Source organism: Pseudomonas sp. DNDY-54 (assembly GCF_019880365.1).
Lineage (GTDB): Bacteria > Pseudomonadota > Gammaproteobacteria > Pseudomonadales > Pseudomonadaceae > Stutzerimonas > Stutzerimonas stutzeri_P.
Genome location: NZ_CP082271.1, coordinates 1,364,325 through 1,387,184 on the forward strand (window position 1 = coordinate 1,364,325; position 22,860 = coordinate 1,387,184).

Annotated in this window: 23 protein-coding genes and 1 pseudogene; 17 read left to right on the forward strand and 7 right to left on the reverse strand. The window is 59.0% G+C overall.

Annotated elements, in window-relative coordinates:
- Positions 1-94: 94 nt before the first annotated feature.
- The 6 genes from tilS (at position 95) to ispD (ending at position 6,524) form a co-directional block, all read left to right on the forward strand.
- Positions 95-1,414 (forward strand): tRNA lysidine(34) synthetase TilS, encoded by a 1,320-nt coding sequence (gene tilS, locus K4O48_RS06380; RefSeq protein WP_222911220.1) that lies wholly within the window; start codon positions 95-97, stop codon positions 1,412-1,414.
- A gap of 140 nt (positions 1,415-1,554) precedes the next feature.
- On the forward strand, positions 1,555-3,186 hold the full coding sequence (locus K4O48_RS06385) for a CTP synthase (protein ID WP_222911221.1): 1,632 nt from the start codon (positions 1,555-1,557) through the stop codon (positions 3,184-3,186).
- Entirely contained in the window at positions 3,183-4,028 is an 846-nt protein-coding gene (gene kdsA / locus K4O48_RS06390) for a 3-deoxy-8-phosphooctulonate synthase (RefSeq protein WP_222911222.1), read from the forward strand. The genes K4O48_RS06385 and kdsA overlap by 4 nt, the downstream gene beginning before the upstream one ends.
- Positions 4,029-4,061: 33 nt before the next feature.
- On the forward strand, positions 4,062-5,351 hold the full coding sequence (eno, locus tag K4O48_RS06395) for a phosphopyruvate hydratase (protein WP_222911223.1): 1,290 nt from the start codon (positions 4,062-4,064) through the stop codon (positions 5,349-5,351).
- Positions 5,352-5,545: 194 nt separating this feature from the next.
- Complete coding sequence (gene ftsB / locus K4O48_RS06400; protein ID WP_222912010.1) at positions 5,546-5,824, forward strand: cell division protein FtsB; 279 nt, start codon at positions 5,546-5,548, stop codon at positions 5,822-5,824.
- A 4-nt stretch (positions 5,825-5,828) separates the two neighbouring features.
- Positions 5,829-6,524 carry a 2-C-methyl-D-erythritol 4-phosphate cytidylyltransferase gene (ispD, locus tag K4O48_RS06405; protein WP_222911224.1) on the forward strand — a complete coding sequence of 232 codons (696 nt, stop codon included), beginning with the start codon at positions 5,829-5,831 and terminating at the stop codon, positions 6,522-6,524.
- Positions 6,525-6,595: 71 nt separating this feature from the next.
- Here the strand turns inward: ispD and K4O48_RS06410 are convergent, their stop codons facing one another.
- From K4O48_RS06410 to K4O48_RS06420, 3 genes and pseudogenes are all read right to left on the reverse strand, one after another.
- Complete coding sequence (locus K4O48_RS06410) at positions 6,596-7,762, reverse strand: hypothetical protein (RefSeq protein ID WP_222911225.1); 1,167 nt, start codon at positions 7,760-7,762, stop codon at positions 6,596-6,598.
- A gap of 89 nt (positions 7,763-7,851) precedes the next feature.
- Positions 7,852-8,154, reverse strand: a pseudogene (gene hpf / locus K4O48_RS06415) (ribosome hibernation-promoting factor, HPF/YfiA family); the annotation flags it as partial.
- Positions 8,155-8,262: 108 nt separating this feature from the next.
- Positions 8,263-9,177 carry a LysR family transcriptional regulator gene (locus tag K4O48_RS06420; protein ID WP_222912011.1) on the reverse strand — a complete coding sequence of 305 codons (915 nt, stop codon included), beginning with the start codon at positions 9,175-9,177 and terminating at the stop codon, positions 8,263-8,265.
- Positions 9,178-9,317: 140 nt separating this feature from the next.
- Here K4O48_RS06420 and K4O48_RS06425 point away from each other — a divergent pair, with 140 nt between their 5' ends.
- Positions 9,318-10,433, forward strand: coding sequence for an S-(hydroxymethyl)glutathione dehydrogenase/class III alcohol dehydrogenase (locus K4O48_RS06425; RefSeq protein ID WP_222911227.1), 1,116 nt, complete (start codon positions 9,318-9,320; stop codon positions 10,431-10,433).
- 65 nt (positions 10,434-10,498) lie between these two features.
- Positions 10,499-11,344 (forward strand): S-formylglutathione hydrolase, encoded by an 846-nt coding sequence (gene fghA, locus K4O48_RS06430; protein WP_222911228.1) that lies wholly within the window; start codon positions 10,499-10,501, stop codon positions 11,342-11,344.
- 160 nt (positions 11,345-11,504) lie between these two features.
- Here fghA and K4O48_RS06435 read toward each other — a convergent pair whose 3' ends face one another.
- Positions 11,505-12,554 carry an alkene reductase gene (locus K4O48_RS06435; RefSeq protein WP_222911229.1) on the reverse strand — a complete coding sequence of 350 codons (1,050 nt, stop codon included), beginning with the start codon at positions 12,552-12,554 and terminating at the stop codon, positions 11,505-11,507.
- A 40-nt stretch (positions 12,555-12,594) separates the two neighbouring features.
- The gene (locus K4O48_RS06440) at positions 12,595-12,897 is read right to left on the reverse strand and encodes an ArsR/SmtB family transcription factor (protein WP_222911230.1); all 303 of its coding nucleotides are present in this window, start codon (positions 12,895-12,897) and stop codon (positions 12,595-12,597) included.
- A gap of 188 nt (positions 12,898-13,085) precedes the next feature.
- On the opposite strand from K4O48_RS06440, the gene ispF reads away from it, so the two are divergent.
- The 8 genes from ispF (at position 13,086) to K4O48_RS06480 (ending at position 19,655) form a co-directional block, all read left to right on the forward strand.
- Entirely contained in the window at positions 13,086-13,559 is a 474-nt protein-coding gene (ispF, locus tag K4O48_RS06445; RefSeq protein WP_222911231.1) for a 2-C-methyl-D-erythritol 2,4-cyclodiphosphate synthase, read from the forward strand.
- Positions 13,556-14,596, forward strand: a complete 1,041-nt coding sequence (gene truD / locus K4O48_RS06450; protein ID WP_222911232.1) for a tRNA pseudouridine(13) synthase TruD — start codon at positions 13,556-13,558, stop codon at positions 14,594-14,596. The genes ispF and truD overlap by 4 nt, the downstream gene beginning before the upstream one ends.
- Positions 14,596-15,345 carry a 5'/3'-nucleotidase SurE gene (surE, locus tag K4O48_RS06455; protein ID WP_222911233.1) on the forward strand — a complete coding sequence of 250 codons (750 nt, stop codon included), beginning with the start codon at positions 14,596-14,598 and terminating at the stop codon, positions 15,343-15,345. Before truD ends, surE begins: the two co-directional genes overlap by 1 nt.
- Positions 15,346-15,386: 41 nt before the next feature.
- Positions 15,387-16,022 (forward strand): protein-L-isoaspartate(D-aspartate) O-methyltransferase, encoded by a 636-nt coding sequence (locus K4O48_RS06460; RefSeq protein ID WP_222912012.1) that lies wholly within the window; start codon positions 15,387-15,389, stop codon positions 16,020-16,022.
- Positions 16,023-16,039: 17 nt separating this feature from the next.
- Complete coding sequence (locus K4O48_RS06465) at positions 16,040-16,975, forward strand: DUF368 domain-containing protein (RefSeq protein ID WP_222911234.1); 936 nt, start codon at positions 16,040-16,042, stop codon at positions 16,973-16,975.
- Positions 16,976-17,022: 47 nt separating this feature from the next.
- On the forward strand, positions 17,023-17,847 hold the full coding sequence (locus K4O48_RS06470; protein WP_222912013.1) for a peptidoglycan DD-metalloendopeptidase family protein: 825 nt from the start codon (positions 17,023-17,025) through the stop codon (positions 17,845-17,847).
- 97 nt (positions 17,848-17,944) lie between these two features.
- Entirely contained in the window at positions 17,945-18,943 is a 999-nt protein-coding gene (gene rpoS, locus K4O48_RS06475; protein WP_222911235.1) for an RNA polymerase sigma factor RpoS, read from the forward strand.
- 562 nt (positions 18,944-19,505) lie between these two features.
- Entirely contained in the window at positions 19,506-19,655 is a 150-nt protein-coding gene (locus tag K4O48_RS06480) for a hypothetical protein (RefSeq protein ID WP_222911236.1), read from the forward strand.
- Between the two features lie 14 nt (positions 19,656-19,669).
- On the opposite strand, the gene K4O48_RS06485 is transcribed toward K4O48_RS06480, so the two are convergent.
- Both K4O48_RS06485 and K4O48_RS06490 read right to left on the reverse strand, forming a co-directional pair.
- Positions 19,670-20,089, reverse strand: a complete 420-nt coding sequence (locus tag K4O48_RS06485) for an NUDIX hydrolase (protein WP_222911237.1) — start codon at positions 20,087-20,089, stop codon at positions 19,670-19,672.
- Complete coding sequence (locus K4O48_RS06490; protein WP_222911238.1) at positions 20,071-20,508, reverse strand: GNAT family N-acetyltransferase; 438 nt, start codon at positions 20,506-20,508, stop codon at positions 20,071-20,073. Before K4O48_RS06490 ends, K4O48_RS06485 begins: the two co-directional genes overlap by 19 nt.
- A 172-nt stretch (positions 20,509-20,680) precedes the next feature.
- Here K4O48_RS06490 and K4O48_RS06495 point away from each other — a divergent pair, with 172 nt between their 5' ends.
- Positions 20,681-22,621 (forward strand): sodium:solute symporter family protein, encoded by a 1,941-nt coding sequence (locus tag K4O48_RS06495; protein WP_222911239.1) that lies wholly within the window; start codon positions 20,681-20,683, stop codon positions 22,619-22,621.
- Positions 22,622-22,860: the final 239 nt, after the last annotated feature.

Here is a 22,860-nt window from a genome sequence, read left to right on the forward strand (position 1 = left end):
AGACCCGCATCCAGCGCATCAGCAAACTGATGCCTACGCGATATTCGGTCGCGTACCGGTTTATGCTGACCCTCGTGTTTGTGAGTTGTCATCCATGTCACTCGAGTCTCGCCTGCTGGTCGAATTGCAGCCCTGGCGTACCGCGCCGCGCTGGTGTGTGGGGTTCTCCGGAGGGCTCGACTCGACGGTGCTGCTGCATCTGTTAGCACGGCTATCGACGCAGGAAACATTGCCCACTATCAGCGCAATCCATGTCCATCATGGGTTGCAGCCTGTCGCCGATGGCTGGCCCGCCCATTGTCGTTCTGTATGCGACGGGTTGGGCATAGCGCTACAGGTTGTGCATGTTCGGGTCGATTCTGGGCCGAGCCCCGAGCGCGCTGCCCGAGAGGCACGGTATGCAGCATTCAACGAACATTTGAGCACGGCCGACGTGCTACTCACCGCGCAGCATCGTGACGACCAGGCTGAAACGTTGCTATTTCGCCTGCTACGCGGCGCGGGCGTGCGCGGACTTGCCGGCATGCCTGCAATGCGCGCGCTGGGCGAGGGGAGGTTGGTTAGGCCGCTGCTGAACGTCGGTCGAGACGAGCTCGAGGGCTACGCATGCGAGCGGGGGCTGATCTGGATTGAAGACCCCAGCAACCAGTGCACTGACTATGCGAGGAACTACATTCGTCGCCGAGTTATGCCGGTACTGCTGGAGCGTTGGCCGAACGCGTCGGGCAACATGGCGCGCGCCGCTACGCATCTGAGCGAGGCGCAGCAATTGCTGAACGACTTAGCCGAGATTGATCTTAGCCAAGCGAACGTAAGCGGGCGTTATCCATGGCTCGCGATGCCGAACCTCTCGCTGAACTCGTTGAAGGCGCTCAGTCCGGCTCGTCAGCGTAATGCCCTGAGACATTGGTTGGCAGATCTCACAGCGTTGCCTGACAGCGACCATTGGGCCGGCTGGGACGCGTTACGTGATGCCGCTTCAGGTGCCGCGCCTGTCTGGCGGTTGGCTAGTGGTGAGGTGCGTCGGGGGGCTGAGCGTATCTGGTGGCTTTCCGGGCCATGGTTGGCGGCCCCGAGCGAGGCAATCGATTGGTTGCAACCTGATCGCGACCTGCAGCTCCCAGGAAATGGCAGGCTCCAGCTGAAGGGGCAGGGTGGTGCAGGTGCGTTTCAGGTGCGGTATCGGCAAGGCGGAGAGTCACTGACATTACCGGGGCGCGGTCGGCGGGACCTTAAACGGCTGCTCAACGAAGCCGGTGTGCCAGGCTTCGTCCGTTCCCGTTTGCCCTTGCTTTACCGTGATGGCGAGCTCATCGCGGTGGCGAATCTACCGCAGTTTGACGTCGAAGAGATGTCGCTGATCTGGACGCCGCCGGCCGATACCAGGTTTGAGCTAGTGGGGTCTTTCAAGTAGACTACGCTCCCGTCCCAATACAGCTTCTGCGGCTTTCTTCGAAAACCGTGGCAGTTGCGCTATTGCCGCCATTGGCGCAGTGGCACCTTCGCTTTCCCCCGGCGGCGCTAGCCGCTTAACGCAGACTTCTAGGGTTTTTCATGACGCGCTACATCTTCGTCACGGGTGGTGTTGTTTCTTCATTGGGGAAAGGCATCGCCTCGGCTTCATTGGCGGCCATCCTGGAGGCGCGGGGCCTGAAGGTCACGATGCTCAAGCTGGACCCTTATATCAACGTCGATCCAGGCACCATGAGCCCGTTTCAGCACGGTGAAGTGTTCGTCACCCACGACGGCGCCGAGACCGATCTCGACCTGGGTCACTACGAGCGGTTCATCCGCACGACAATGACCAAGAGCAACAACTTCACCACCGGCCGCGTTTACGAAGACGTGCTTCGCCGGGAGCGCCGTGGTGATTACCTGGGCGCGACCATTCAGGTCATCCCCCATATCACTGACGAGATCAAGCGCCGCATCATCAAGGGTGCTGGTGATGCTGACGTAGCGCTGGTGGAAGTCGGCGGAACGGTCGGCGATATCGAGTCGCAGCCGTTCCTCGAGGCGATTCGTCAGTTGCGTGTCGAGGTCGGCGCCAAGCGCGCGATGCTCATGCACTTGACCCTGGTGCCTTACATCGCCACTGCTGGGGAAACCAAGACCAAGCCGACCCAGCACTCGGTCAAGGAGCTGCGCTCCATCGGTCTGCAGCCGGACGTGCTGGTGTGCCGTTCCGATCACCCGATCGACGTCTCTTCGCGCCGTAAGATTGCGTTGTTCACCAACGTCGAAGAGCGTGCGGTAATCAGCCTGGAAGACGTTGACACCATCTACAAGATTCCCGGGGTCCTGCACGCTCAGGGCCTGGACGACTTCGTTGTCGAACGCTTTGGTCTGGAGTGCGGCGGTGCTGATCTGTCGGAGTGGGATCGCGTCGTTGATGCCAAGCTGAACCCCGAAAAAGAAGTCACCATTGCCATGGTCGGCAAGTACATGGAACTTCTGGACGCTTACAAATCTCTGATCGAGGCAATGAGCCACGCTGGCATCCAGAGCCGTACCAAAGTGAACCTTCGCTATATCGACTCCGAAGACATCGAAAACCAGGGCACCAGCCTTCTGGAAGGCATGGACGCGATTCTGGTTCCTGGTGGATTCGGCCTGCGCGGCGTGGAAGGCAAGATTGCCACAGTGAAATATGCCCGCGAAAACAAGATCCCGTATCTGGGTATCTGCCTCGGCATGCAGGTCGCGGTGATCGAATTCGCCCGTGATGTGCTGGGCTGGACCGACGCCAACTCCACCGAATTCGACAAGGACAGCACCCACCCGGTTGTTGGCCTCATTACCGAGTGGGCTGATGCCGCCGGTACCGTGGAAACTCGCACCGATGCATCAGACCTTGGCGGCACCATGCGCCTTGGCGCGCAGGAGTGTGGCCTCGAGGCGGGCTCCAATGTGTTCGCCTGCTACGGTAAGGAGCGCATCGTCGAGCGCCACCGCCACCGCTACGAAGTAAACAACAACCTGTTACCGCAACTGCAGGCCGCTGGGCTGAAAATCACTGGGCGCTCTGGTGACGGTGCACTGGTCGAAGTGGTCGAGGCGCCGGATCATCCGTGGTTCGTGGCGTGCCAGTTCCACCCAGAATTCACCTCTACGCCGCGCGACGGCCATCCGCTATTCAGCGGCTTCGTCAAGGCAGCGCTGGATTACAAGGCGGGCAAGGCATGAACCAGAAGACTATCCGCGTTGGCAAAATCGAAATCGCCAATGACAAGCCGTTTGTGTTGTTCGGCGGCATGAACGTTCTGGAATCCCGAGACCTCGCGCTGCAGATCTGCGAAACCTATGTGAAAGTGACCGAGAAACTCGGCATTCCCTACGTTTTCAAGGCCAGTTTCGATAAGGCCAATCGCTCTTCGATCAACTCCTTCCGCGGGCCAGGGCTGGAAGAGGGAATGCGTATTTTCGAAGAGGTAAAAACAACGTTCGGTGTGCCCGTGATCACCGACGTTCACGAGCCTCACCAGGCACAGCCTGTGGCGGAGGTCTGCGACATCATCCAGCTGCCGGCTTTCCTGTCCCGCCAGACTGATTTGGTCGTCGCGATGGCCAAGACCGGTGCTGTGATCAACATCAAGAAGGCGCAGTTTCTCGCGCCGCAGGAAATGAAACATATCCTTGCCAAGTGCGAAGAAGCCGGTAATGACCAGCTGATTCTCTGCGAGCGCGGGTCGTCCTTTGGCTACAACAATCTCGTCGTCGACATGCTCGGCTTCGACATCATGAAGCGGATGCAATATCCGGTGATCTTCGATGTCACACATGCGCTGCAGATGCCGGGTGGCCGCGCCGATTCGGCTGGCGGTCGTCGCGCTCAAGTGACGGATCTGGCCAAGGCCGGGCTCAGCCAAGGTCTTGCTGGGCTATTCCTCGAAGCGCATCCCGACCCCGACAACGCCAAGTGCGACGGCCCCTGCGCCTTGCGTCTGGATAAGCTCGAACCCTTCCTCACTCAGCTCAAGCAGCTGGATGATTTGATCAAGAATTTTTCGCCAATCGAAACGGCTTGATGCGTTGAAGCTATCTACGGAGTGTTAATAAAAATGGCAAAGATCGTCGACATCAAAGGGCGTGAGGTTCTCGACTCCCGTGGCAACCCCACGGTGGAAGCCGACGTTATTCTGGATAACGGTATCGTCGGCAGCGCTTGCGCGCCGTCTGGAGCTTCTACCGGTTCCCGCGAGGCGCTGGAGTTACGCGATGGCGACAAGAGCCGTTACATGGGCAAAGGTGTGCTGAAAGCCGTCAGTAACATCAATGGCCCGATCCGCGACCTGCTGATGGGCAAGGATCCGCTGGATCAGAAGGCCCTAGACCGAGCCATGATTGAGCTGGATGGCACCGAGAACAAGGCGTCGCTGGGCGCTAACGCGATTCTCGCGGTATCCCTCGCCGCTGCCAAGGCCGCTGCTCAGGATCAGGATCTGCCGCTGTACGCGCACATCGCCAATCTTAATGGGACGCCTGGCCAGTACTCGATGCCCGTACCGATGATGAACATCATCAACGGCGGCGAGCACGCCGACAATAACGTTGATATCCAGGAATTTATGGTTCAGCCGGTCGGCGCCAAGACCTTTGCTGATGCCCTGCGCATGGGTGCCGAAATCTTCCATCACCTCAAAGCAGTGCTAAAGGCTCGTGGTCTGAGCACGTCGGTGGGTGACGAAGGCGGTTTCGCGCCGAACCTGGCCTCCAACGAAGATGCCCTGGCTGCTATCGCAGAAGCGGTGGCCAACGCCGGCTATACGCTTGGTGACGACGTCACGCTCGCACTCGATTGCGCCTCGAGCGAGTTCTTCGAGAACGGCAAGTATGACCTGGCGGGTGAAGGCAAAGTGTTCGATGCCGCCGGTTTCGCCAATTACCTGGCGGGTTTGGCCGACCGCTATCCGATCATCTCCATTGAAGACGGTATGGACGAGTCCGACTGGGACGGTTGGAAGGTGCTGACCGACAAGATTGGCAAGAAGGTTCAGCTGGTGGGTGACGATCTGTTCGTGACCAACACCAAGATTCTCAAGGAAGGCATCGAGAAAGGCATCGGTAACTCGATCCTGATCAAGTTCAACCAGATCGGTTCGCTGACTGAGACGCTTGAAGCCATTCAGATGGCCAAGGCGGCTGGTTACACCGCGGTGATTTCGCATCGATCCGGTGAAACCGAGGACAGCACCATTGCCGACCTGGCGGTTGGTACCGCTGCAGGCCAGATCAAAACCGGCTCACTCTGCCGCTCTGATCGCGTGTCCAAGTACAACCAGCTGCTGCGTATCGAAGAGCAGCTTGGCGGTAAAGCAGTCTACAAGGGTCGTGCCGAGTTCCGCGGCTGATCTGGCTATCGCTAGAAAAGCTGGGGCATGCTAGAAAAGGGCGGCGTTAGTCGCCCTTTTTTGTGGTTGCCTATCGGTGCTGCTAAGGTCGCCCGTGAAGCGCCGATTGCTCTGCAGAAGGTTGTTGTAGGATGCCGTTGACCGCCGCCCATTTACCGTTCCTGGAATTCAATCGAAGCCGTTCCATGCCGTCCATGCGTAGTCCCCATTGGTTGTTCGTTGTATTGATTCTGTTGCTTACCGGCCTGCAGTATCGACTCTGGGTGGGCGAGGGCAGCCTGGCTCAGGTCAGCGGATTAAATCAGCAGATTGCCGAACAGCAGGGCGAGAACCAGCGCTTGCTGGAGAGAAATCGTATTCTCGAAGCCGAAGTCATGGAGCTTAAGCAGGGTATGGAAACCGTCGAGGAGCGTGCGCGTCACGAGCTTGGGATGGTTAAAGAGGGCGAAACCCTCTATCAGTTGGCCGAGTAGATCCATGCCTCCTTCATTCTGGGTGGTCATCCCGGCTGCGGGTGTTGGCAGCCGCATGCGAGCCGACCGACCCAAGCAGTACCTGGGTCTCGCTGGCAAGACGATCATCGAACATACCCTTGACTGCTTTCTCGATCACCCTGACCTCAACGGAATTGTCGTTAGCCTGGCCACACGGGACCCGTACTGGGCTGGGTTGCGTTGTGCTGGCGACGCCCGCATTCACCGCGCCGACGGCGGTGCCGAGCGTGCCGACTCAGTGCTCGCTGGACTTCGCTGCCTGTCCCAGCTAGGTGCGAAGGATGAGGACTGGGTGCTGGTTCATGACGCGGCGCGACCCAATCTTGCCCGCGAAGACCTCGATAACCTATTCGCTCAGCTGGTCAACGATCCGGTCGGTGGACTGCTCGCCGTCCCTGCACGGGATACGCTCAAACGCGCAGGGCCCGAGGGCCGAGTTGAAGAAACGGTCGATCGCAGTGTGATATGGCAGGCATTCACCCCGCAGATGTTCCGCCTCGGGGTGCTTAGCGATGCGCTCGTTGGGGCGCTCGCAAATGGCGTCGCGATTACCGATGAGGCCTCCGCCTTGGAATGGGCAGGGCAGAGCCCTCGATTGATCGAGGGGCGAGCAGACAACATCAAGGTGACGCGGCCGGAAGACCTGGAATGGTTGGCCCAGCGCTGGAACACCCAATAGCGAGCGCCGAGCCGTCCTGCTGGACGACCGAAGGGCCAGGCCTTCAGCCGTCCAGTCATCGTGTGGAGCGGTTAATAGCGATAAATCGCAGCGGCACCGCTCTGGGTCGGCATGCGCTCAGTAGGCACTGAGATCACTTCACCGCCTTGCTCCAGTGTCCATATGGTTAGCTCATCAAGTAGGTCAGGTGTTGTCGCCGAATCGTCATTCACGGCGACCGCCTTACCCTGCTGCTTGTCAGCTACGCCCGGTATCTGGCGTTCAGCTTCCACCAGCAAGGTCGCGACCCGCCCTTCGATCGTGGCCTGTCCGATCTGCTCGAGCTGGTCAGTGGCCAGGCCCTGCCCACGCGACTCACCGTACTGGTTGATGAAACCTTCGAGACGCTTGATGTAGCGCGGCTGCATCACCATCCAGCTTTTTTCGCGTAACTCGTCGTGGCTCAGCAGCGACGCGTCGCTCTCGATGCCCTCAGGAAGCAGGAACTCGTTGTGGCTCAGCTTGCGGAAATGGAACTGGTGCTCTGGAAGCGCTGCGAGGATCAAGGGCAGTCGAGATTTACGGCTGTGATGCTCGAGAATGGCCCGGTCAACTTCCCGGAAGAAGCGCTCGCGATCCCTGTCAATTTCATTCTGGCGGCCCGCACCGCCGCTCTCAACCTGCATCGGATCGCCGCGCTCGCTGGCTCGGCTATAGCCTTGAGGGAAACCGGTCTGGCCCTTTTCCGTCAGCTCACGGCCGAGTGCTTCCTCTACGGTCTTTGGAACGCCATCAGCCAGTTGCACTTCGTCGACACCGTCACGGTTGCCTTCGAACAGGCGCACCGCATCCAGGGTGATCGCAAGTATCTGATAACGGTCGGCCGATTGGGCAATGCGCAGCAATGGCTTGAGGTGCATCCGGTCGTTGGCAACAGCCAGTTCCGGGACGGTGCGTTGCAGGCGAAAGATTTCGAAATAGTCAGAGGCGCTAAACACGGCAAGCCCGTCACGGTTGAAGTTCCAGAAATCGACATCGTCGATCAGCGCGTAGAACGGCTTGAGTAGGGTTTTGGCTTGATCGCCGCGGCCTTGCTGCTTGAGTGAGTCCTCGAGCTGTTTAACGAGATGTTTGAACCGGATGGGGTCCTGTTGGCGCTCGGGGAAGCTGCGATGAGTGGGCTGGTAAAGCGACAGGCAAGGGGCTTCGCGTTTTGCCAGCAACTGGGTCATGGTTTCACGATCGAGCAATTTGTTCATGCACGGCCTCTCTCTGATTAGATTTCGATCCCTCGTATGTGGACGGCCTGGTTCAGTAGGTCGCAGGCGGGTCGCGATCAATGATGATTGAGTTTATCCAGCGCATGCGCCAACGCATGGTTGAGCTTCTCGGCGGCGCCGTCGATCGCCAGCGTCATTGAGTCTGCCTTGTGGCTTGTCGAGATAGGCTCGTGACCTTTGACGCGAGCCTCCATCTGGCAACGCTTGTCTTGAGGCCCGCTCTTTCCGCTGTTTTCGTCGTTGAGATGAACTTCGACCCGGGTCAGCTGATCATCGAAACGTTCCAGTTCGCTCTCCACGGTGGCTTTAACGTGCTCCTCCAGGCTACTGGTCACGTCGACGCTGTGATTGCTGTTCACCAGAATCTGCATGATGTCCTCCTGATTAAATCGCCGGGTAGCTCCAGGCATTAAGCAAGGGCACCGGCTACACGAATATCGACGTAGCCTGGTTGCACGGGTTCCGCCTGCAACGGCCCGTCAGACGCGCGGCGCAGATTGGTTATTGGTGCGATATTCCGGGCGCAGCGCGAGACCCTCTTTGAGTGCCTGTATCAGCAGGCGGACCTTCGGCAGCGGATAGCGGCGCTGGGGATAGACGGCCCAGACCGCCGTGTTTGGGGGCTGGTTGGTTTCCAGCAGTGATACCAGCTCGCCGCGGCGCAGTGGCTCCTGGACGTAGTAGTCCGGTAGCTGACAGAGCCCGAACCCCCGAAGCGCGGCATCAAGCACCGCCTGGCCGCTGTTGCATCGCCAGTTGCCGGTCGGTTTGAAAGGATGCTCGCGACCCTCGACCTGAAGCATCCAGGTGTCTCCCGTCCCCACCAGGCAGTTATGCCTCGCGAGTTCCGACAGCGTGTGCGGACGCCCATAGCGCTCCAGGTAGGCCGGCGCCGCGCAGAGGTACATGGCGCGTGGCGCGATGCGCATCGCCACAAGGCGCGACTCGCTGAGTCGGCCCAGGCGTATTGCCAAGTCATAGCCCTCTTGGACCAAATCCAGCGTGCGGTTCGACAGCTCGATCTCGACGCGCAACTGTGGGTGTTGCGCCATGAACTCGTTCACCAGCGGTACGATGAAGCGCTCCCCGTAGGCGACTGCTGCGGTCATGCGCAGCAGCCCGGTTGGCGCGGCGTGCAAATCACTGATGGCATGGAAGGCCTCGTCGCGCTCTTCGATGAGCCGCTGGCAGCGCGCCAGAAAGGTTTGCCCGGCTTCGGTCAGCGACACCCTCCGCGTTGTGCGGTAGAGCAGGCGCGCCTGCAAACGTTCTTCGAGGCGGGCGACCTGCCGACTGACATGCGAAGACGAGACGCGCAGCTGTTCGGCAGCGCGCATGAAACTACCGCATTCGGCCACAGCGACGAATTCATCGAGCCCTTCCCAGCGATTCATCATGTTCAGGCCTTTACATGGATTGACGGCGGCAGCCTCGGATTATCCCTGTGGGGCAACAATGTTTCCATGGTTGGCTCATTAACCCTGAGGGCGTCGCAAACTACACTGCGCTGCACATCCATCGCGAGTAGAGCCCCATGACGATTAAATCCCGCGCGGCAGTCGCCTTTGCCCCAAACCAGCCTTTGCAAGTTGTTGAAGTGGACGTCGAGCCGCCCAGAGCCGGAGAAGTGTTGGTGCGCATTGTCGCCACAGGTGTCTGCCATACCGATGCCTATACGCTGTCTGGCGAAGACTCTGAAGGCGTGTTTCCGTGCATTCTGGGCCACGAGGGCGGTGGCATCGTCGAGGCCGTAGGCGAGGGTGTGACCTCGGTAGCCGTCGGTGATCATGTAATCCCGCTGTACACGGCTGAATGTCGGCAGTGCAAATTCTGCAAATCGGGCAAGACCAACCTCTGCAGCTCGGTACGCGCGACGCAGGGGAAGGGTCTGATGCCGGATGGCACGACGCGATTTTCCTATAACGGCGAGCCCATCTACCACTACATGGGCACGTCGACATTCTCCGAATACACCGTATTGCCGGAGGTGTCGGTCGCTAAGATTCCCAAAGAAGCGCCCCTCGATAAGGTCTGCTTGCTAGGCTGTGGCGTCACGACCGGTATCGGTGCCGTGCTCAATACCGCCAAGGTGGAAGAGGGCGCCACCGTGGCAATCTTCGGCTTGGGCGGCATTGGTCTGGCAGCCATTATCGGGGCCAAGATGGCTAAGGCCAGCCGGATCATCGCCATCGATATCAATCCATCCAAGTTCGCCATCGCCGAAGAGTTGGGCGCCACTGACTTCGTCAACCCGAAGGACCACGACAAGCCTATTCAGGAGGTCATCGTCGAAATGACTGACGGCGGCGTGGACTATTCCTTCGAATGCGTCGGCAATGTTCAGCTGATGCGCGCCGCCCTGGAATGCGCCCACAAAGGCTGGGGCGAGTCGGTGATCATTGGTGTGGCAGGCGCCGGCCAGGAAATCAGCACCCGCCCATTCCAATTGGTGACTGGCCGCGTCTGGCGCGGCAGCGCTTTTGGTGGTGTCAAGGGCCGTACCGAATTGCCCGGCTACGTGAAGAAATCGCAGACCGGCGAGATTCCGCTGGATACCTTCATCACCCACAACATGGGGCTGGATGAGATCAACCAGGCGTTTGACCTGATGCACGAAGGTAAAAGCATTCGAACCGTCATTCACTATTGATCAGGTATCGCGCCGTAGCGAGCCGTGCTAAGGCGCGGCTCGATGCGGCGGGTTGTGGAGAGCCTATGAATCTCGAAAACATTTCCTGCCAGAAGAGTTTTGGCGGCTGGCACAAGCGCTACCGTCATCGTTCGAGCAGCTTGAATTGCGACATGGTATTTGCAGTGTATCTGCCACCTCAGGCCGAGCAGGGCGAGAAATTGCCGGTGCTGTATTGGCTGTCGGGACTGACCTGCACCGATGAAAATTTCATGCAGAAGGCTGGCGCGCATCGACTGGCTGCCGAACTTGGCTTGATCATAGTTGCGCCAGATACCAGCCCTCGCGGACCAGGCGTGCCGGACGATCCCGATGCTGCCTATGACTTTGGCTTGGGCGCAGGCTTTTATCTCAACGCCACTAAAGAGCCTTGGGCAAAGCACTACCGCATGTACGATTACGTAGTGGATGAACTGCCGGCCCTGATCGAGGCGAATTTTCCGGTCTCTGACCGGCGCGGCATCAGCGGTCATTCCATGGGCGGACACGGAGCGCTGGTTTGCGCACTCAAGAATCCAGGTCGTTATCAATCACTGTCGGCGTTCGCGCCGATCGCCAATCCGGCCGATTGCCCGTGGGGCGAAAAGGCTTTCTCCGGCTATCTCGGCGACGACCGTTCACGCTGGCGCGAGTGGGATGCCTGTGCCCTGATTCCTCAGGCGCAAGGGAAACTGCCGATCCTGGTGGACCAAGGTGATCGGGACGATTTCCTGGCGAATCAGCTTAAGCCTGATGCGCTCGAGGCGGCCGCCAAGGCAGCCGATTACCCGCTGACGCTGCGCATTCAGCCGGGCTACGATCACAGCTATTACTTCATCAGCACGTTTATCGATGACCATCTTCGCCATCATGCGAAGGCGCTCAGGTCCTGAGGTTAGCTGCGAACCCTGGGGCGCGCGTTGCTTGCGAAACTGTGACGACGCCGGTGAGGCTTTCACCTTGCTTGGTTGAATCCGCTCACAGTCCGGCCCCGCCATCAGGACAAAAAAAGGCCCGACCGGTCACCCGGTCGGGCCTTTCCATCGCAAGGAGCTAGAGCGACGGGTAATCGGTGTAGCCCTCGGCACCCTTGGCATAGAAGAGTTCTGGGCGTGGCTCATTGAGCGGCGCATCCTGACGCAGGCGCTGCACCAGGTCCGGATTGGCGATGTACGGAATGCCGAAGGCGACGGCATCGGCCTTGCCCTCCGCCAGCCAGCTGTTCGCCTGGCCCCTGGTGAAGCGTTCGTTGGCGATGTACACACCACCGAAAATCTGCTTCAGCTGTGGGCCTAAGCTGTCTTCGCCGGCTTTTTCGCGGGTGCAGATAAAGGCGATGTCGCGCTTGCCCAACTCGCTGGCGACATAGCCAAAGGTCTCGGCGCGGTTCGAATCTCCCATGTCATGGGAATCCGCTCGTGGGGCGAGATGCACGCCCACGCGGCCGGCGCCCCAGACGCTGATGGCAGCATCGGTTACTTCCAACATCAGGCGTGCGCGGTTTTCCAACGAGCCGCCGTATTGGTCGGTCCGTTGGTTGGTGCTGTCCTGCAGGAACTGGTCAAGCAGATAACCGTTGGCACCGTGGATCTCAACGCCATCGAAACCGGCCTCCCGCGCGTTCTCGGCACCCTTGCGGTACGCCTCGACGATATCGGCGATTTCTGCGGTTTCAAGTGCGCGCGGTGTCTCGTAGTCCTTCATCGGACGCACCAAGCTGACGTGACCGGCGGGCTTGATGGCGCTCGGTGCGACCGGACGCTGGCCGTCGAGGTAAATCGGGTCGGAAATCCTGCCAACATGCCAGAGCTGAAGGATGATCTTGCCGCCCTTGGCATGGACGACGTCGGTTACTTTTTTCCAGCCCTGGATTTGTTCAGCGGACCAGATGCCGGGGGTGTCCGGGTAGCCAACACCCATCGGCGTAACCGAGGTGGCCTCGCTGATGATCAGTCCAGCATCGGCGCGCTGACTGTAATATTCCGCCATCAGGTCGCCGGGCACGCGGCCTGGCTCCGCACGGCAACGGGTGAGCGGGGCCATGATGATGCGGTTGGCCAGCTCCAGTTCGCCAATCTTGATGGGGTCGAAAAGTGTAGGCATAGCGATGCTGCTCCTTTACACGGTAAGGGTTCGGTGACGCTCAGAGTTCGTGGTCGAGGCGAGCCAGGAAGGCTTCGATGACCGATTCATTGCGCTTGAAAAAATGCCACTGGCCGACCTTGCGATTGGTGATCAAGCCGGCACGCTGCAGCGTGGCCAGATGCGCGGATACGGTCGACTGCGACAGTCCGGTGCGCTGATCGATCTGCCCGGCGCATACACCGTTTTCCAATGAATGGTGCTGCTCGGAAAAATACCGCTCGGGTTCTTTCAGCCACCGCAGGATTTCCCGTCGCAGTGGATGAGCGAGCGCCTTGATGATGTCATCGAGTTCGTCGGACATGGGTTCGCCTGTTTCGGTGTATCGCGATGGAGCGAACTATATATCGGGAAATTACGATGCAGGATCGAATCGCTCGATGATGCTCATCATCGATATCGATTGTTTGGCGCATGGGAAGGCGCTTCCACTTCAACCGAACGCCGGGTCCTGTAGAATCCCGGGCTGATATTTCCCCGGGTATCCAGACTATGCGTATCGGCCACGGCTATGACGTGCACCGCTTCGCCGAGGGCGCGTTCGTCACCCTCGGTGGGGTACAGATTCCACACAAGTTCGGTCTGCTCGCCCATTCGGACGGCGACGTGCTGCTGCATGCGTTGAGCGATGCTTTGCTCGGTGCCGCGGCGCTGGGTGATATCGGCAAGCACTTCCCTGACACTGATCCCGCGTTCAAGGGTGCCGACAGCCGAATGCTGCTGCGGCATGTGCTCAAGCAAGTGCAGGCCAAAGGCTGGATAGTCGGCAATGTCGACGCCACCATCATCGCGCAAGCGCCGAAGATGGCTCCGCATATCGAGACGATGCGAGGGCTGATCGCAGAGGACCTGCAGATCGATCTCGACCAGGTTAACGTCAAAGCCACCACCACCGAAAAGCTTGGCTTCGTTGGGCGCGAGGAGGGCATCGCCGCGCACGCCGTCGCCTTGTTGGTCAAGGCATGAACGACGACCAGTTGCTCGGTCCAAGGGCGCACGGCGAACCTTGCGGTACGGCGGTTCTCAAAGCAGTTGCCGAAGACTTCCAAGTCGATGAGGTGCTGGACATACCGCTGTCCGGCAATGGAGAGCACCTGTGGCTCTGGGTTGAAAAGCGCAATCTCAACACCGAGGAAGCGGCTCGTCGCATCGCTCGAGCCGCTGGCATACCGGCACGCAACATCAGTTATGCCGGCCTGAAGGATCGCCAGGCGCTGACCCGTCAGTGGTTTAGCCTGCATTTGCCCGGCAAGGCCGATCCAGCAATTGAGAAAGCTGAAGACGAGACGCTGAGGATTCTCAGTGCGGGTCGCCATCAGCGCAAGCTCCAGCGCGGTGCGCATTCGGCCAATGGATTCACGCTGCGCCTGACCGAGCTACGCGCAGACCAGGCTGCGCTCGAGGCGCGCCTCGAGCAAATCAAGACGCACGGCGTGCCCAACTACTTCGGCTCGCAGCGGTTCGGTTTCGAGGGCAGCAATGTCTTCGGCGCACGGCAATACGCTGAGCAACAGGCGTTACCGGCGCAGCGTAATGTGCGCTCGCGATTACTCTCGGCGGGACGCAGCTATCTGTTCAATCGAGTCTTGGCCGAGCGCGTGGCGGGGCAAAGCTGGAATCAGGCACAGGTTGGGGATCTGTTGGCGTTTACCGACAGCCGCAGCTTTTTTCCAGCGGGCGACGCTGAATGCAGCGACCCACGCCTACAGGCACTGGATCTGCATCCGACTGGCCCGATGTGGGGTGCTGGCGACTCGCCTGCAACCGGTGATGTACAGGCGCTCGAGACCGCCATTGCGGAGACCGAGCCGTCAATCGCCAAGTGGCTCGCAGAAGCCGGCATGAAGCATGAACGGCGCATTCTTCGCCTCCCCATCGGCGGCTTGTCGTGGCATTATCCCGAGCCTGACATTCTGCAACTTGAATTCGTCCTGCCGACCGGATGCTTCGCCACTGCCGTGGTGCGCGAACTGGTCAGCCTGGCAGGGCAGACGGACATTTGATGCGTATTCTGATCGCCAACGACGACGGGGTGTATGCACCTGGGCTCGCCGCGCTTTATGACGCGCTGGCGGATTACGCCGAGTGCAAGGTAATTGCCCCAATCCAGGACATGAGCGGCGCTAGCAGCGCGCTGACCCTGGATCGCCCGCTTCATCCAACGACCATGCCGAATGGTTTCATCGGTGTGAACGGGACGCCCACCGATTGCGTTCACCTGGGTATCAACGGGTTGCTCGACGAGACGCCCGACATGGTGGTGTCCGGCATCAATCTGGGCGCCAACCTGGGTGACGATGTGCTGTATTCAGGGACCGTGGCGGCGGCCATAGAGGGTCGCTTCACCGGCAAACCCGCCTTCGCGTTTTCGCTGGTGTCCCGTCTTCCAGACAATTTGCCCACTGCCGCTTATGTGGCACGCAAGCTGATCGAGAACCAAGAAACCCTCGATTTGCCGCCGCGTACTGTGCTCAGTGTCAACGTGCCCAACCTGCCGCTAGACCACATCCGTGGTATCCAACTGACCCGGCTTGGCCACCGCAGCCGGGCCAAGCCGCCGGTCAAGCAGGCAAATCCGCGCGGCAAAGACGGCTACTGGATTTCGGTGGCTGGTGACGTCGAAGACGGCGGGCCGGGAACCGATTTCCATGCCGTGATGCAGGGCTACGTGTCGATCACGCCGTTGCAGCTCGATCGGACCTTCCATGAAGCGTTCAAGGGACTCGATAACTGGCTGGAGGGGGTGCTGTGAATCATCGCGGACAAGACGACCTGCTGCGTCACGGGACGGGCATGACTTCGCAGCGAACCCGAGATCGGCTGATTCAGCGCCTGTACGAGGAGGGATTGTCTGACCCCCGCGTACTTGAGGTCATCCGGCGAACGCCGCGCCATCTCTTCGTGGATGAAGCACTGGCACACCGTGCGTATGAAGATACCGCGCTGCCGATCGGCCATAACCAGACTATTTCCCAGCCGTTCATGGTTGCCCGCATGAGCGAACTACTCTTGGCCAATGGCCCTCTGGACAAGGTGCTGGAGATCGGCACCGGGTCTGGATACCAGACAGCTGTGCTGGCACAACTGGTCGAACGGGTCTTTTCGGTCGAGCGTATTCAGGCACTCCAGGACAGGGCAAAGGAGCGCCTCGTCGAACTCAAGTTGCGCAATGTTGTCTTTCGCTGGGGTGATGGCTGGGAAGGGTGGCCTGCATTGGCTCCCTACAACGGCATCATCGTTACCGCGGCGGCAGCCGACGTGCCACAAGCCCTGCTCGATCAACTGGCTCCCGGCGGGCGGCTGGTCATTCCGGTCGGGGTTGGCGAAGTCCAGCAACTAATGCTGATTGTTCGAGAGGAAGACGGTTTTTCCCGCCATTTGCTGGACACCGTACGCTTCGTGCCGCTGCTCAATGGACCTGTAGTTTGATCTCAGCGGAAGGAAGCATGAAAAACGCGTTGTTGTTGTACGCCAAGGGTATGGCCATGGGCGCCGCGGATGTGGTGCCCGGCGTTTCGGGTGGTACCGTTGCATTCATCACCGGTATTTACGACGAGCTTCTGCGCTCTATCGGCGCCGTACCAAACGCTATTCCTCCGCTGTTGAAAGGGCGTTTCGCCGAGGCATGGCGCACAGCCAATGCAACCTTCCTGTTGATCCTGTTCGCCGGCATCCTGACCAGTATTCTCAGTCTGGCGAAATTGATCACCTACCTCCTGGAAGCACACCCGATCCCGGTCTGGTCCTTCTTCTTTGGTTTGATCCTGGTGTCGGTACATCTGATCGGCAAGGAGATTCAGAGGCGCACGCTGTCGCGGCTAGTCAGCCTTTGCCTGGGAATCACCTTCGCTTATTGGATAACCGTGGCGGCGCCCGTGCAGTGGAGCACGAGTAGCGTCAGCCTGTTCTTTGCCGGCGCTATCGCGATCTGCGCAATGATTCTTCCCGGGATCTCCGGCAGTTTCATTCTGGTTCTGCTCGGCCTTTATCCCATCATCCTTGGCGCGGTCAAGGCACTGGACCTCGGCGTGATGATGACCTTTGCCGCCGGGTGTCTGGTTGGGCTGCTGAGCTTCGCCCGCGTCCTGGGCTGGGTATTACGTCGATGGCGCGACTTGACGTTGGCGTTCCTCACGGGGCTGATGCTCGGCTCTCTGAACAAGGTCTGGCCATGGAAAGAGACGCTCACCTGGCGCACCAATTCACACGGCGAGCGTGTGCCGCTGCTGGAGCAGAACCTGTCTCCAAGCGCGTATGGTGATCTCACCGGGCTGGACCCGCAGCTGCTCTTAGCCATTCTTCTCGCAGCGGCAGGCATCGGGTTGGTGCTTGGGCTGGAGTGGTTCGCCGGCCGCCATCAGCCAGCCCCGCAGAGCGTTTGAACCGACTTGTTGATCTTAGGGAGCGAGCATTGAAGCTCACAGCCAGCATGCGGTGGATACGCAGTTCTTCATTCCGTTGCGCACTTGCCGCGATAGTGGCTGGCACGTTACTCGCCGGCTGCGCAGGTTCGCCATCCGGCGGCGTCAGCGTGGTCGATCGCAATAATCGGGACCGTGTTACCAGTGGGCACTATGTTGTTCGCCGTGGCGATACGCTTTGGTCAATCGCGTTTCGTTTTGGGTGGGATTGGCGTGACCTGGCTCGGGTCAACAATATCCGACCACCACACGTGATCTATCCAGGCCAAACGATTCGTTTCAGCGGGCAGGCGCCACGGACTGTTGCCGCCCGTCCGGCTGTCCCTCCAACAGCCACGCGACCCAGCACGCCAACAGTCGTGACGAACCCCGTACCGATTCCTCCTCCGCTCACACGCCCCAGCGCATCGCCCTCCAAGCCAGCGGCGGCGAGCACCCCGATTAAGCCCGTGGCACGCTCTGCAAGCGGCTGGGCGTGGCCCGCAGGCGGCGCTGTGATCGGACGATTTTCCTCAAACGGCAGTTTGAATAAAGGAATTGATATCGCGGGGGAATTAGGACAGCCTGTTTTAGCTGCTTCTGATGGGGCTGTTGTGTACGCCGGCAGTGGTTTACGGGGTTACGGCGAACTTGTGATCATCAAGCACAGCGATACCTATGTAAGTGCCTACGGTCACAACCGCAGGCTGCTGGTTCAGGAGGGGCAACAAGTCAAAGCTGGGCAGACCATTGCCGAGATGGGATCGACTGGAACCGACCGGGTGAAGCTGCACTTTGAGATTCGCCGCCAAGGTAAACCTGTAGATCCGTTGCAATACCTGCCAAAGCGCTGATTTGCTACTACCTGTTCCGGCACTAGGAGGGGCTTGAGCGATACCAGGGACGTGTGTTGCCCGAGCCTGTTGTCGAACTCAGAACAGGAAAACAATAATGGCTCTCAAAAAAGAAGTGCCGGAGTTTGACGTAGACGATGCCGTTCTACTGATGGAACCGACCGCGGACCTGGATGCAGTCACCAAGATCCCGCGCGCTGGTTCAGCTGGCACCAAGCCCAAGGCCGCAACGGTCAAGCAACACAAGTTTGTTGACTACACCCGGGCGCTCGACGCCACTCAGCTCTACCTCAACGAAATCGGTTTTTCCCCACTGCTGACTCCCGAACAGGAAGTGCACTTTGCGCGCCTTGCACAAAAAGGCGATCCGGCGGGGCGGAAGCGCATGATTGAAAGCAACTTGCGACTGGTGGTGAAAATCGCGCGCCGCTACGTCAATCGAGGTCTGTCTCTTCTGGATCTGGTCGAAGAGGGCAATTTGGGACTGATCCGAGCGGTTGAGAAGTTCGATCCTGAGCGTGGCTTCCGCTTTTCCACCTATGCGACCTGGTGGATCAGGCAGACCATTGAGCGGGCGATCATGAATCAGACCCGCACTATTCGTTTGCCGATTCATGTGGTCAAAGAGCTGAATGTCTATCTGCGCGCTGCTCGCGAACTGACCCAAAAGCTGGACCATGAACCAAGTCCGGAAGAAATCGCCAATCTGCTCGAGAAGCCGGTTGCCGAGGTCAAGCGGATGCTGGGTCTTAACGAACGCGTCACCTCGGTAGACGTGTCCCTTGGGCCAGATACTGATAAAACACTGCTCGATACCCTGACCGATGACCGTCCTAGCGATCCTTGCGATCTGTTGTTGGATGACGATCTGTCAGAAAGCATCGACCAATGGCTGTCAGACCTGACCGAGAAGCAGCGTGAAGTCGTTATACGGCGCTTCGGTCTCCGTGGTCATGAGAGCTGCACGCTGGAGGAGGTCGGCCAGGAAATCGGCCTCACCCGTGAGCGGGTCCGTCAGATCCAGGTCGAGGCACTCAAGCGGTTACGTGAGATCCTCGAGCGTAACGGTCTGTCCAGCGAATCCCTGTTCCGTTAGCCTGCTGTACCCCCGCCAACGCGGTGGGGGTACGCTCATCCTCGCTATTAATCCAATCCGGCATTCTTGTTTATGGGCTCTCAAGTTTGCATTGCGCCCGTTGGCAGAGTTAACCCTCAGCTAAAACTTTTTCCAATGAAGCTCCTCTGTGCGTAAGCATTCGCTTACAAGACGTGTAAGCAAACCGTTAAGAACCATCGGCCAATACGCTTTCGTTAAACTGGAGCTGGGCTGAGCGCTTGTTTTATATCGGTTTTTTAAAAATTTAAGTGATGGCTCGGGCTGCCATCATGCATTTCTCCGAGTTGCTGTTGTCGCTGGAAGCCGTAATATCGACCCCGTGCTTAAGGACAAGCGCAGCCGGCAGGAGGCCGGTCAGGATCGACCGCTGGATGTGGTTCATCAGGATGATGAGTGGGAATAAAGGAGCAGGGACGGAGGTGGGCGGGGCTTAAGCCCCGCCCCTTTTTTTTGCGTCATTGTTTTAGGGATCAACCGTGTATCTGCCGAACGACTGCTCGGCTGGGTGGCCTAACTTGAATAACCACCCAAGGAGTCTGCAATGAACGGCAAAAACCAAGACCAGCCCGTCCAACCGCAACAGGATGGAGAAGAAGATCCGATCAAGCGTCACCCGGACGAGGCTGATGAAGATCAGCTGGACGAAGCGCTGGAAGAGACCTTTCCCGCAAGCGACCCCATTTCTCCATAACCACTCGAGCTGATTCAACGCCTGTCTGTGCTCAGCCATCGACGCAATGCAGGAAGCACCTGCTCGCGCAGCAGTGGTGCAAGGTATTCCTGCTGTTGCGCGTGGATGTCTATCCAGATCATTTCTTCGAGTTCGGCCTGTACCCGAACCTTCCCATTCAAATAACCAATGAATACATCGGCTTGCACCCAGTGATCCGGCTCATTGGCCGCGCGCGATTGAAAATGCCCCAGTGAATGCAGCTGCGATTCTTCAATGCGTAGGTCTAGTTCTTCGAACAGCTCCCGCTGCAGCGCCTGTATGGGTGCCTCCGCGTTTTCAAGCTTACCGCCGGGTAACATGAACATGCGTGTGTCACGTTTGCGGACCACCAGGATCCGTCCGTTTCCATCGAGCAAACAGGCTGTAGCAATATTCAGAACGGTAGAGCGCATACGGTTCTCTTGTTGTCGTGCCATAGCGCTATGAGCGCTTTGTTTCTGTTATAGCGCTGGAGTCGGTCCGCCAGTGCGCTCGGCAACACAGCGCCTTTTTCGAACCCCAGCTGTTCATAAAAACCTATCAGCCTCGATTCGCAGAATAGCCAGACAGGCCCGTCGCATGCCGCCACCGCCTCGGTCACCAATCGCTTCGCTAGCCCTTTGTTGCGCTGATCAGGCGCGACGAATAAGCCCGTCAACCAATAGCCCTCATCCACGCGAGTCAGGCACAACCCGGCCACGATTTCGGTATGGCTCACCACCCAACAGCGTGCTTCGCCCGGAACGCGCATGTGGCTGCGGTGAGCCCGATAGAACTTGTTGAGCAGGGGCCGGCATTCGGCCGGTAACTGACGCAGTCTGAATTCAAACATTCTCGGTATCCGACGACGGCGCGCGTGTTGACCCATGCGCTGTGAAGCGAGGCAGGGCTTGGTTCAGCGCAGCGTGATTAGGCGCGTGTGTCCGTTCATCCGAACGCTGCAATTTTTCGCCGTTTCGCAGGTTCTCAAGCAGAACAGCCCTTCCAACAAAGGACATAACAATATGTTGGATCTACTGATAGTGGTGGCTTTCATCCTATACGGTCTGGGCTCCGGCCTGAAGGCACGAGGAAAAGCCTCTCAAAGTCTGGATGAGTATTTTCTTGCGGGCAGGACCATAAAGGGCTGGAAGGCCGGTTTCTCCATGGGCGCGACGCAGTTCGCCGCCGATACGCCGTTGCTGGTGACCGGCCTAGTTGCAACGGCCGGTATTTTCGCCCTTTGGAGGCTCTGGATCTACGGTCTCGCGTTCCTGCTAATGGCATTTGTGTTTGCGGTGGGTTGGCGTCGTGCCGGCGTATTGACCGACGCAGAGCTGACCCGTGTGCGCTACAGCGGTAAGGGCGTCACGCCGTTGCGCCTGCTCAAGGCGATCTACTACGGCACGGTAATCAACTGCGTGGTGCTGGCGATGGTACTGGTGGCGGCCATCCGCATTGCTGAGGTGTTTCTGCCGTGGCATTTGTGGTTGCCGGCCGGTATCTACGACCCGATCGTTGGTTTCATTGCCAGCACCGGGATTCAGTTGGGCGAGAGCATCACCGGGTTGGAGCCGGCGATGATGAGCGCAAACAACCTGATTTCGATCCTGCTGATACTCGCATTTACGGCCATGTACTCGATTACCGGCGGGCTGCGTGCGGTAGTCCAGACCGACGTCGTGCAGTTCAGTCTGGCCATGGTCGGCACGCTGCTCTACGCCTGGTTCGTGGTCGACGCGGCGGGTGGGCTCGGTGGGCTTACCGATCGTATTGTCGAGCTCTATGGTTCGGATCAGGCCGGGAAGATGCTGTCCTTCTCGCCGCCGGCCGATGCGGGAGAGGCGTTGATGCCGTTCCTGGTGATCATTGGTCTTCAGTGGTTCTTCCAGATGAATTCGGACGGCACGGGCTACCTGGCGCAGCGAAGCATGGCGTGCCCGACCGACCGAGACGCTCGAATCGCCGGTCTGGTGTTCACGTGGTTGCAGATCTTCCTGCGCAGTCTGTTCTGGATGGCGATTGCTGTCGGGTTGCTGGTGCTGTATCCGTTCACGCCGGCTGAGATGGCGGGCGACGGCTTTACTGCCGGGCGCGAGGCGCTATTTGTCCAAGGTATCGAAGACCTGTTGCCGCCGGGTGTGCGGGGCCTGATGTTGGTGGGTTTGCTGGCCGCGCTCGCGTCGACTGTCGATACCCACCTCAACTGGGGCGCGTCCTATTGGAGCAACGATGTCTACGGCGGTGTGTTCGCCCCGCATGTCCTAAAGCGCAAACCTCGGGATCGCGAGCTGGTCTTGGTGGCGCGTTTGTCCAATGTGCTTATTCTCGCCATTGCGATGATCATCATGGCCAACCTGGGCTCGATCCAAACCGCCTGGTTCATCTCGTTGCTGTTTGGCGCAGGGATGGGGTCGGTGTTGGTACTGAGGTGGCTCTGGGAACGGATCAACCTATTTTCCGAACTGACGGCCATGGCCGTGTCGCTGATCACGGCACCGCTGCTCCTTTACTACCTCGGTACCGATCCTGAGCGTGAGTGGATACGCCTCGGCATCATGGCGCTGACGACAACAAGCGCGGCCATTCTCGTCACCTTCATCACGCCGCCAACTGACGATGCGACGCTGAAGCGGTTCTATCGTCGTGTTCGTCCGTTCGGTTTTTGGCGCCACGCCGCCACGCTTAACGGGGTTGCTGCATCGGTGTCGGTCAAGGCGCTGGGGACGCGGCTCTTTGCGGTGGCGGTGACGGCCGCTTCGCTCTTCTCGCTTTTGGTCGGCGTCGGCCGTTTGATGTTTCCTCCACCGGATGGCAGTTCCATGATCAGCTGGATATGCATTGCAGTGGGCTTGTTGCTGGTCCCGGTTTGGTTGCGAATTGCGATGGGTCGGGACTTCGACGCAGACCCCGAGGACGATCCAATCCCTGACGACACGGTTGCCCGGCAAGGCGGTTCTATCTGAACTCACAGACGGTCTCAAAGTCGCTCCGATTGTTAGATAGAAGCAGTATTTACGTTTCGTCAGTTAGTTTGTGTTCGCCGTTTCGCTAGTTTAAGGAAGTGTATTTGATTCAGTTTTATGCTGCTTTGATTAACTAGCGAAACGGCGAGATAAAATAAAAAACTCTTTCTATACAGCTACTTGCGCTACATATCTAAAATAAATTGAACAGTGTGAAAGTGGTCGTGTCATTACTAATG